The organism is Mesorhizobium sp. M7A.F.Ca.CA.002.09.1.1, from assembly GCF_003998555.1.
In the GTDB taxonomy this organism is placed as follows: domain Bacteria; phylum Pseudomonadota; class Alphaproteobacteria; order Rhizobiales; family Rhizobiaceae; genus Mesorhizobium; species Mesorhizobium ciceri.
Window position 1 is genome coordinate 1 of the sequence record NZ_RZRR01000129.1, and the last position, 8,816, is coordinate 8,816.

The window sequence follows — 8,816 nt, forward strand, 5'->3', positions numbered from 1 at the left end:
CGGCATCGAAACCGGTGCCGACCTTGCCGCGATAATGCAATTCACCGCCCTCGAACTCTGCCATTCCGAGCGCCGCCAGCCCTTCGGCCGCATCGGAGATGGTGAAGCCGGCGATGACGAAGTCGTCCGACAGCAGCGCCTTGGTCTTGGTCCAGCTTTTGCTTCGGCCGCTCTGATAGATGGCCGTGGCGCGCTTGGAGACGACACCCTCCAGCCCCAGTTCCGACGCCTGGTCGTAGAGCCCCTGCCCCGAGCCCTCGACATGGTCGGAGAACTGGATGGCGGAATTGGCGCCGAGGCCCGACAGCATCTGCGCGAGCAGCGCCTTGCGCCGGACCAGCGGCGCCTTGGTCAGGTCCCAGCCGTCGAGATGGAGAAGATCGAAGGCGTAGAAATGGAGCTTGCTGCCGGCGCCCTCGGCCAGCGCATCCTGCAGCAGCGCGAAACGGCTGATGCCCCGGGCGTCGAGCACCACGATCTCGCCATCGATGATGGCGTCGCAGCACGGCAGTTTGGCGAACGCATGCGGCAGGTCGCCATAACGCTTCGTCCAGTCGATGCCGCCACGGGTGATCAGCTTGACCGCGCCCTCAGTGAGATGCGCCATGGTGCGGTAGCCGTCGAATTTGATCTCGTGCAGCCAGACTTGTTTGGTGTCTTCGCCATCGGGCGGTTTTGGCACCTGCGTCGCCAGCTGCGGCTCGATACGGGCAAGCATGGGGGCCTTGAAGGCGCCCGGCAGCGTGCCGGGCTTCAGCGATCCCTGTCTGGGCGCGGGTTTGGCGGCGGGCTTTGCCGGCGCCGCCAGCTCCTCGATGCGCAATCCGGATTTGACGCTCTCCGGCCGGGCCGTGAGGATGTCAAGCGCAGTGTCGGCCGCGAGGTCGCGCTCTTTGAACAGCAGCCAGTTCTTCTTGTTTTCGTCCTCGCCGGGTTTCGGCTTCAGCCGGGTCAGCATCCAGCCGCCATTGAGCTTGGCGCCGGCCAGCCGGAACTTGAAGGCGCCGGTGCGCAAGCTCTTTTCGACATCGTCCATCGGCGCCCAGCTGCCGGTGTCCCAGACGATCATCGGCCCGCCGCCATACTCGCCTTCGGGAATGACACCCTCGAAGTCGATATATTCGAGCGGATGATCCTCGGTCTCGACCGCCAGCCTTTTGTCGGCCGGATTGAGCGAAGGCCCGCGCGGCACCGCCCAGCTCTTCAAGACATCGCCGACCTGCAGTCGCAGATCATAATGGTCTGCGGTGGCGTGGTGCTTGTGCACGACGAAGCGGTTGCCGTCGCTGCTGACGAGCCCGCCAACCGGTTCCGGCGTCTTGGCGAATTCGCGTTTGGCGCGATAGGCTTTGAGCTTTGGTGGAGTTGTCATCGCAAAGATCGAAGCACGGCGGCCAGGAACAAGCCAGTCACGCTCTCAATCGTCAGCGGCCGGCGTCAACTCGAGCTCCGCCGGCGACAGCCCTTGCTGCAACTGGCTCAGCCGGAATTCGTCGACCCAATAGGCCTCGCCATCGACCAGAACCCGGGCTTGGTAGGTGCCCTCCGAAAAACGCTGCTCGGTGATGTAGACCTTGTGACGATCGAGCGCTTTGCGCACCGCGGCGCGTTTGGAATTCTGACCTGTGACGGGACTGAACATGACACTGCCCTCGGTCGCCCTGACACGCAACGCGGCCGCTGTCGGCGGCCTTGCGACTGGCTCCAAGGATGCCGGAGACGAGGTGTCCTGTCAATTTCGTGGCAGTGCAGGTTGCAGTCCGGTTAAATTTTGCAGTCTTTTGAAGATGCTCGGGTCTCGGCCTGAATCACGATGTGAAGCGCGCGAAGACGAAGCCGCGCGTGATCGTGCCTGTTGCCGCCAGCCTACGAAGCGGCCGGCATACCCGAATGAGTGGATTTTCGGACTTCCCCGATGAGATCGAGTGTCGCTGCCGCGACCTCGGCAACCTGAAGCCGCTGCACACAATAGACCCCACCGGGGTTGTTTTCTTTACAAACACCTGGAGCGATGCATGGACAGGGCATGACCGGCTGGAGCGTCCGGTTCGGGACACCGAACGGGCCCCATTGCTCAGGCGACGTCAGGCCGTACAACCCCACCGCTGGAGTTCCGACAGATGCCGCGATGTGCATCGGGCCGCTCTCATTGCCTAGAAAGATTGATGCTTCGGCCAACAATGCCGTCAGGACTTCAAGCGAGGCCTTTCCGACGACACTGGCGACCGGCGACGCCGCCACTTCAAGGATCCTTTGCGCGGCAAGCCCCTCATCCGGCCCACCAACGAGCAGAGATCGCAACCCGGTTCTGGCGTATACCTCGTCGATGACCGCAGCAAAATGTTGCGGCGGCCAACAACGCCCTTCGAACCTGGCGCCGGCATGCACGGCCACATATGACTTCTTTGCCAAAGCGTTTTCCGCAAGAATCCTGGCACACTCTTCCTGGGCGGTCCCGTTCGGCTGCAGCCGAGGCGTTGGGTCCTGACAATCCAACCCAAGCGCGTGGAGTGGAGACAGGTTCCTGTAGAGATAATGGGGGCCGCCCTGTCCGAAAGTCGCGGCGAGAACGTTTGCAAGCTGGATTTCCCAGAACTTCATCGGATGCTCGGAAGGATCGAAGCCGACGCGAAGTGGAGCGCCGATCAAACGATGCATTATCCGCGAGGTTTTTGAATCGGTAAGGTCGATGCTAAGATCGAATTTTCGACGCCGCAGATCAGAGATGACGCCACGATAGTCGCTCAAACGCTTGAGCAGAGTCCTTCCTCTGCCGCGGGATTCAAAGCCAACGGCAACATCGGCGATCCCTTGCGCGACGATGAACTGCTTGAGTCCCGGCGCACAAAGCATGGTTACCGATGCTTGTGGATAAGAAAGACGCAGGTTGCGAACCAAAGCAGATGTCAGAACGACATCTCCAATGTACTTCGTTTGAATAATGAGGATGGAACGAATCCCATCTCCTAAACTTGCATTCATCGAGGTGATCTGCCGAAAACGCCAATTTGAGAAATTCTGCCGACGACACTCATTTCTGAACGTCAAGCGCGCTTTCAAATATAGAGCCAACCAACCCTGTCAACAACCTTGCCGGCCTTGGTGCCTCTTTGCATCGGTCGTCGGCAGGACCGGCAAACGCTCGTCCTCAGTCCTTCAATCGCCGCAAGCGGCGCGTCAGGCCCTGAACGGCTTTGAGCAGCCGGGGGCGCGACCGCGTCATGCCTTCGACCCGGCTGCGCAACAGAATGGCTGCGTTCGCAGCCCTGCCCCGCACCGTCACCGGTTCGCAGATCTCGGCCAAAACCGAACTCGCGGCACCAATATGTTGCTTGTAGCCCTGGCCGCCGACCGACAGGTCGAAATAGTCGAAGCCCCGCTCGCATCCCCACATCATCAGCTTGCCCATCGTCGTCAGGCCGGGTGAGACATTGGCGACCGCGTTCTGGTCGATGCCCAGCAGGAGGGCGTGAAGTGTGCCTTTTCTGACCAGCACATAGATGGAGGCGAGCCAGGCTTCACCGACGCGTAGACCGAAGAGCCGCACAGATCCATTGGACAGGCCTTGCAGCGCCGCGGCGCGGTAGAAATCGACGACCGGGACCTGCGTCAGGAGGTCGAAACGCCCAAGCTCACGAAAACGCTTCAGCCGCAATTCCAGCAGCACATCCAGGAGCTCCTCGGTCAGATCAGGCGTGTCGGCCTCGACCAGAGCGAGGCCACCAAGCTGTTCGAAGCCGCGGCAATGCTTGCGGAAGGCCTTGGCAAAGGACGGCTTGCAGATCCGCTTGATGAGCGTCTCCGGGTCGCCGTGCAGGACGAGGCCGGAGGTGACCTGGATGGAGTCGCGCGCCACCGAAAGCAGTGCCAGCGGATTGACGAGGCCGTGGATCTGCTGCGGGATCCCCGCGATATGGATGCGATCCGCCGGTGGCAGAACGGCACGGACCGCCGCCCACATGGCGTCGGCACTCTGCCTGGTCCACGCTCTCCCATCCGCCAGCAGCGGCACCGAGTAGTCGCACACGCGGCAGCTCAGCCATTCGATGACGTGGTGGCCGAGGGCCCGGCGCCGCATCAGCGGCAGCAGCATGGCCGGCGCGCCGGTCATGGCGTCACTCACCTCGATGACGACCAGGTCCGCGTCCTTGGGCATCAGCCGTGCGGCGATTCCTTCGACCCAGGCATAGTGCTGATGGGCAGTGCAGACGCCGTGCGCCTCAAGCAGCAGCCATAGCAGCCTTACGGTATCGAAACTGGTGTGCAGCCGAGCCGTGAAGTGCGCGGTTGCATCAGCGTTGGCGACAGTCGGGGAAAACCGCCCACCGGGCAAATCCCTTATCGGAGTCGTTCGCGCCGCGTAGCTTGCCACATGCTTCTCCCGTCATTCCGATCCCCCACGCAGGCGCCGCAAGTCCCGCATCAGTCCCTGGAGCCTCTTCAGCAGCCGAGGTTTGGAGCGCACGAACACCTCGGTCCGGTTGCGGACCTCGATGGCTGCGCTCACGGCGCTGCCTCGCACCGTAATCCCGTGGCAAAGCTCGCGCAGGCCCGAACCCACGGCACCCATATGTTCCTTGTAACTCTGGTTGCCGACCGACAGGTCGAAATAATCGAAACCGCGGCCGCGCGCCCAGCTCATCAACTTGCCCATGATCAGAAGTCCCGGCGAGACATTGGGCACCGCGCCCTGATCGATTGAGATCAGCAGAGCATGAACGGTGACTTGATGGATCAGCAGGTATTGTACGGCGATCAGAGCTTCACCAACACGCAACCCGAAGAGCCGCACCGACCCATCCGACAGGCCCTCGAGAGCGGCGTTTCGATAGAAGTCGACAGCCGTCGCCTGCGTCAGCAGGTCGAAGCGGCCCAGTTCGCGAAAGCGGCTGAGCCGCATCCGGACCAGGCCGCCGAAGATGACCTCCACCAGGGCCGGCGTGTTGGCTTCGACCAGTTCCACGTCGCCAAGCCGTTCGAGGCGGCGCCAGTCCTTGTTGAAGGCCTTGACGAAGGATGGCCGGCATAGGCGCTTGAGCACGGTTTCCGGGTCGCCGTCGATGGCGAGGCCGAAGCTGGTATGCAGGGAATCGCGCGTGGCTGCGAGCAAGGCCAGAGGGTTGGTGACGCCGCTGATCGATTGCGGAATTCCCGTGATCTGGATGCGGTCCGCCGGCGGCAGCACGGAACGCACCGCAGCCCACGCGGCCTGCGCCGATTGCATCGTCCACGGGCTGGCATCTGCCAGCAGCGGTGCCGAATAGTCGCAAACGCCACAGCTCAGCCATTCGATCACCCGATGGCGGAAGGCCGGCCGCCGTATCAGCGGCACCAGCATTCGCGGCGCGCCCGTCACGGCATCGTTTACCTCCACGATGAGCAGTTCCGCACCTTCCGGCATTAGCCGCGCGACGATCCCCTCGGCCCAGGCATAATTCTGGTGGGCGGTGCACACACCGTCCGCCTGGAGGCGCAGCCAGAGCGGCCTCACCGCTTCCAAGCTGGTGTGGAGCCGCGCCGTGTAGGCATCGATGGCGACGACGGTGGCCGGATGGGAGGACTGGCCATCGGGCGAGCCGGTCACCGCAGCAATTTGCACCGCCTGGACTGCCATGTTTTTTCCTATCGCTTTGCCGTAGCGAACGGCAGCGTCCGCCGCCACGCGCCCAACCGGCTGTCGCGCGCCTCATCGGGATGCTCGATATTCCACATGCGGTGATGCGCGAAATACCACGATGCCACGAGCACGAACATCTCCGAGACGGCGGAACCCAACAACGCCCACGGCGGAGACGCGATTGCCAGCAGGGCCGCGATCAGCGCCAGCCCGACGACCGCGCCGCCCGTGGTGATGAACGCGACGATCCGAAAATCGCCGAGTATCTCAAGCACGATGCGGGGCATGATATAGAGCATGATCGGGACAAAATTCGCGATCACGAAAAGCCCGATGAACCAGGTCGAAGCGTCCTGGAGAGCCTGGGATTTTATCATCGGCAGGACGAACATGATCGCACATCCATAAGCAAGGCCGCCGAGCCCCATGACGAGCGCCCAGATCTTGGCCTGCGTCCAGACACGGCCTGTTTCATTGTTCCGCATCAGCCTGGCGAGATCCGGCTGCGTCATGTTGACGAACGCAAGGCTGATGATGCGCAGCGGAGCAAACAGCACCAGAACCGCCGCCAGCGGTGCGTAGGCGGCTGGCCCGGCAATGCCGGCGACCAGCAGCGCCAGACATTGACCCTGGATGTTGGTGGTGGTCGCGCTGAATGCCGACCAGCGCAGTTGGGGCCAGAGCCTGACATAGCGTCGGCGCGTCGGCATGCGGAAGCTGATGCGAAGCGAGCGCCGAGCCAGGCGGACCAGGACGAAAATGCCGAACACATTTGCGGCTGCAAGTGCATAGAATACGGTCTGCAGCGGGTCTTGGACCAACCAGATCGACAGCCCGGTCAGGACACAGCCGGCGACTGTAAAAGCGCCATCGCTGATGGAGACGACAACCTGCTGGCGCCGTGCGAAGAAAGCCGTGCGCATATGGCTGCGCAACGACCAGGCACCGACGAAGCAGCCGGCGGCAATTCCGCTTGGATCTCCAAGGACATGCATCAGAACAGCCGTGCCGACGGCCATCAGCAACGCCACGATCAGCGCCGCCGTTCCGAACGCCACGTCATAGGTATTGACGCCGGCGCTGTTGGTGCTCTTGCTCATCCAGATGCTGGCGGGAACAGCGGTGAGCGACCTGATATAGGACAGGCCGACCCCGCCCATCACCATGCCGATGGCGAAGAGGCCGTAGCCCTGCGCCGACAGCATGTGCAACAGCATGATGTTGAGGGCGAAATGAAAGCCGCTCTGCATCGCCTCGCCGCCGATCATCAGCACGAGGCGTCGAACCAGATGGCTCGGAAACGCTAACTTCACGGCCGTGTCTCCGCTGCGCGGGCAGCGGGCGCCCTGCCCGGCCGCGCGATGGTCGTCTTCAGCTTTTCGGCGGCGATCGCGGTGATCGCCGCGGCCGCGACCGGCTCGCTGAAGATCGCCTCATAGCGCGCGCGCCCGGCAGCGACAAACCCGCGCCAGGCCTCAGGGGCGAGGATGATCTCCTGCAATTTCGCGCCAAGAGCTACTGCGTCGCCGGGCGGAACATGCCAGCCGGTCTGCCCGTCGCTGACCACTTCCACCAGCCCGCCGATCGCCGACACAAGCGGCGGCCGGCCATAAGCCATCGCCTCGATGGCGACGCGGCCCAGCGATTCCGGACGCCGCGACGGCACGGTGACGATGTCGGCCCAGCGATAATGCTCCGAGGGATCGGGAATGAAAGGCAGGACTCCGACGCGCCCGGCAAGCCCCATCGTTTCGACCAGTTCGGCAAGCGCACGCTCGCGCTCGGTGCTTTCGAAGGCGCCGCCGACCAGCCGCACCTCGACCCTCGCCTGGAGTTCTGCCGGCATCGAGGCGATCGCCTCCAGCAGGACCTCCTGCCCCTTGATCCGGTTGATGCGGCCGAGCAGCAGCACCCGCAATGGTCGCTTGCCGTCATACGTCATTGGTTCGACCGCCGCCGGCCCGGCAACGCCGTTGTAGACGACATGCGCGCGCGCGGCCTTGGGGTCGCCGAAAGCGGCTCGCGTCGCGCGCGAGTTGAAGATCAGATCCGCATGGCTCCAGTGCATCAGGCCGACGAGTATCCTGCGCATGGCGCCTTCGGGGATCTCGTGGATGTGCAAGACGGCTTTGTGGGGCAGTAATCGCGCGGCCAGCGCATAGTCGGCCACGATCGAGGTGTTGACATAGACGAGGTCGCAGGCCTTGAGGCGCCGCCACGCCCTGAACACGGCAACCGGCAATCGCGCCATCTCGACTGTCGCAAGGCGCGCAATGGCCTGGCGCCTCAACACCCAGAGCGGTTCGAAGACGATCCGGCTGGCATGCGCTTCCAGGATCTGGACGATCGGCCCGCTGCGCGGCAAGACCACCTCGATGTCGGCCGACGGAAACGCGGCGCGCAGCGCAGCCACGCTCTCCGCGAAGCTGCGGTCAGAACCATAGAGTTCATAACCCTGATGAACGCAGGCAATCCGCATCTTTGTTTCCCGCCGGGTGCTGCAACCATCGCGCTGGGCGATTGTGGCAGAACCCCGTCCGCAAGAATCATGCCTGGTTCGATATGTCCGACTATCGGTTCGATATGTCCGACTGCCGGCCGTACGCCCCTGGCATTGCTTCGTTTCGATACAGCTACGCACAGAAGGGTTGACCGAGAATGAAACAACCACCGGGTTCAACACCGTTTTTTTACAACCCCGCGCCATGATCCCCTCCCAGGATACCGAAATCGGAAGATGGCACGAAAGTTGCGGTCTGCTCATTATAAATTAAGCAATATCTAATATATGAAATGTGTGAAAGTGCCGCCGGCCATGAAACCAGAAAAGCCCGCCATTCTAATCCTGGGGACCCGCGGCATACCCGCGGCCCATGGCGGCTTTGAAACCTTTGCCGAAAAACTGGCGCTGTTTCTTGTCGGGCGCGGCTGGAAGGTCGGCGTCTATTGCCAGGATGAGGTCGAGCGGATCGACCAGCGGGTGCGCAGCGAAACCTGGCGCGGCATCGAGCTCATTCACATCCAGGTCGCCTCCAAGGGACCGCGCGCGACCCTGGAATTCGACTGGCAATGCGCCCGCGATGCTGCCAGACGACAGGGCGTTTGCCTGGTGCTCGGCTATAATGGCGCGGTCTTCCTGACCTGGCTCAGGCTGAAGCGGCGCAAGATCTTCACCAACATGGACGGCATCGAGTGGCGT

General features: G+C 62.9%; 8 protein-coding genes. 1 reads left to right on the top strand and 7 read right to left on the bottom strand.

Going from position 1 to position 8,816, the window contains the following annotated elements:
• From ligD to EN994_RS08470, 7 genes are all read right to left on the bottom strand, one after another.
• Positions 1-1,372, bottom strand: a 1,372-nt coding sequence (gene ligD / locus EN994_RS08440) for a non-homologous end-joining DNA ligase (RefSeq protein WP_206530385.1), incomplete at its 3' end; no start/stop codon positions are given.
• Positions 1,373-1,417: 45 nt separating this feature from the next.
• Positions 1,418-1,642, bottom strand: coding sequence for a hypothetical protein (locus tag EN994_RS08445; protein WP_027160830.1), 225 nt, complete (start codon positions 1,640-1,642; stop codon positions 1,418-1,420).
• Positions 1,643-1,866: 224 nt separating this feature from the next.
• On the bottom strand, positions 1,867-3,048 hold the full coding sequence (locus EN994_RS08450) for a glycosyltransferase family 9 protein (protein ID WP_335918267.1): 1,182 nt from the start codon (positions 3,046-3,048) through the stop codon (positions 1,867-1,869).
• A gap of 100 nt (positions 3,049-3,148) precedes the next feature.
• Positions 3,149-4,372 (bottom strand): GNAT family N-acetyltransferase, encoded by a 1,224-nt coding sequence (locus EN994_RS08455; RefSeq protein WP_063168633.1) that lies wholly within the window; start codon positions 4,370-4,372, stop codon positions 3,149-3,151.
• 12 nt (positions 4,373-4,384) lie between these two features.
• Positions 4,385-5,614: a GNAT family N-acetyltransferase gene (locus EN994_RS08460; protein ID WP_063168634.1), complete on the bottom strand. Its 1,230-nt coding sequence runs from the start codon at positions 5,612-5,614 to the stop codon at positions 4,385-4,387.
• Between the two features lie 8 nt (positions 5,615-5,622).
• Positions 5,623-6,930 carry a hypothetical protein gene (locus EN994_RS08465; RefSeq protein ID WP_082826507.1) on the bottom strand — a complete coding sequence of 436 codons (1,308 nt, stop codon included), beginning with the start codon at positions 6,928-6,930 and terminating at the stop codon, positions 5,623-5,625.
• Positions 6,927-8,096, bottom strand: coding sequence for a glycosyltransferase (locus EN994_RS08470; RefSeq protein WP_082826508.1), 1,170 nt, complete (start codon positions 8,094-8,096; stop codon positions 6,927-6,929). Before EN994_RS08470 ends, EN994_RS08465 begins: the two co-directional genes overlap by 4 nt.
• A 336-nt stretch (positions 8,097-8,432) precedes the next feature.
• Between EN994_RS08470 and EN994_RS08475 the strand changes: the two genes are divergently transcribed.
• Positions 8,433-8,816: DUF1972 domain-containing protein (locus EN994_RS08475; RefSeq protein WP_164745841.1), on the top strand; the 384-nt coding region annotated here is incomplete at its 3' end.

Coding starts and splice junctions, on each gene's coding strand:
- EN994_RS08445 (WP_027160830.1), bottom strand. CDS start 1,642: ATGTTCAGTCCCGTCACAGGTCAGAATTCCAAACGCGCCGCGGTGCGC.
- EN994_RS08460 (WP_063168634.1), bottom strand. CDS start 5,614: ATGGCAGTCCAGGCGGTGCAAATTGCTGCGGTGACCGGCTCGCCCGAT.
- EN994_RS08470 (WP_082826508.1), bottom strand. CDS start 8,096: ATGCGGATTGCCTGCGTTCATCAGGGTTATGAACTCTATGGTTCTGAC.